Origin of the sequence: Legionella feeleii (assembly GCF_001467625.1) — a bacterium.
In the GTDB taxonomy this organism is placed as follows: Bacteria; Pseudomonadota; Gammaproteobacteria; order Legionellales; family Legionellaceae; genus Tatlockia; species Tatlockia feeleii.
Genome location: NZ_LNYB01000066.1, coordinates 1 through 1,475, shown reverse-complemented (window position 1 = coordinate 1,475; position 1,475 = coordinate 1). Strand labels below are relative to the sequence as shown.

Sequence of the window (1,475 nt, the reverse complement as noted above, 5' to 3'; positions counted from 1 at the left end):
GATATGACCGTTGTGACTCCATTTTTATCTCGTCCATTGCTCTCGCTGCCATTGCTATTTGGGCATAATTAAATGGTGATTGAACCTAGCAACGAATTTAAAAAGCTGCTTGAGTCAAATACTGAACTTTTAGAGCAAAGTTACAATAAGCTTTATCTTTAATTTTCTTTTAAGGTTGATTTGATATGATGCGTGTCCAATATTTATACAGGAAAATCAAATGGTTGATCCACATATTTTACAACTTGAAATACAGTTATGTAAGCAATATCTCACCAGGATACTCAGCAAATCCTGTAAAGAAGACATGCTTTGGGAAGAGAGATTTGATGATAAAGGTAACACTTCTCAATTAGTTAGCCCTTTGATGACAAAAGAACAAGCAACTTTACTTCAAGATAAATTAGCTAAATTATTGCCAACGACAGTATCAACTGTAAAGTCGAGAAAAACTGAAGGTGACCATTGTTATCGAGTTATGATTAATGTAAAAAAATGTCAAAGATACTTAGATGAAAGCGCTTACATTAATTGCTTTTTAAACAATATTCGTACTTTTCCTAACGCCTTCTGGTTAAATATAGGTGAAGACTGCATTAGAGCGTGCTATCCAGTTGAGAATAGAAAACATTATGATCTCCTGGTTAAGGCACTTGGAGAGTTTAATCGCGGTCTAAATTTTGAGTGCTTTGACTTTTCAATAAATGACAATGGTGAGTTGGTCGTAATCGCCAATATCAACAGTATTAGGCAGGTTATTGATCACCATAAATCTCAGTGTTTACATATTTTGCAAGGGTTCCTGAAGGGTATTCATGGTATTTCACAGGTAGTCATGTACGCTAATATAGAGACTTTTAAGAGCTCTTATACCTATTTAATAGTTAATAATTCGAATGAAGGAGGTTTGCCCGGCTTAACTTTTCAGGTTAAGGATACCAAAACGTATGAACAAGTGGCTACCTGCTTTCCGGATTTTATTCAGATTCAACCTAATGGTTATGTAACTACAGGAGTAGACGACAATCATAACCGTGAGATAGGAGTGAAGATAAAATATCTTACCGATATGGGTTATTTAGTGACTCGTCAGCTCTATCAAAATATTCATAGTGCTCGGAGTGATTTTTGTGAACAACTATGGACTCTAAAAACTAAAGGTAGTGTTGTTAATAGCAATCTTCGTTTTTTCCCACAAGACATTACAAAATATATTTATAAAGATATTTGCTCAGACAATGCTTATCTTACGCAAGAAGAAATTATGGAGACTATTTTAAAGATAGAGAAAAGTTTGCTTTCAGAGGAGCTGGATACACAAAAAAAATCTATTGGATTAAGCTAAATCTGGGCGCAATACTCTGGTTAATCCTGGTTGCGAGCAACCAGGCTTGTATCTTTAAAAAGTAGGCAGAAATGCTTAATCTCAAGGGCACTTGGGATGGGAGAAGAGAGCTTGTATCCAGGCAAGGCAA

The 1,475-nt window shown here is 35.3% G+C and carries 1 protein-coding gene; it reads left to right on the top strand.

Annotated elements, in window-relative coordinates:
* Positions 1-220 precede the first annotated feature (220 nt).
* A complete protein-coding gene (locus Lfee_RS07505; protein ID WP_058445436.1) occupies positions 221-1,345 on the top strand; it encodes a hypothetical protein in 1,125 nt (374 codons plus the stop codon).
* Positions 1,346-1,475: the final 130 nt, after the last annotated feature.

What these genes read in the sequence shown, in the direction of transcription:
- Lfee_RS07505 (WP_058445436.1), top strand. Translation starts at nt 221, where the DNA reads ATGGTTGATCCACATATTTTACAACTTGAAATACAGTTATGTAAGCAA.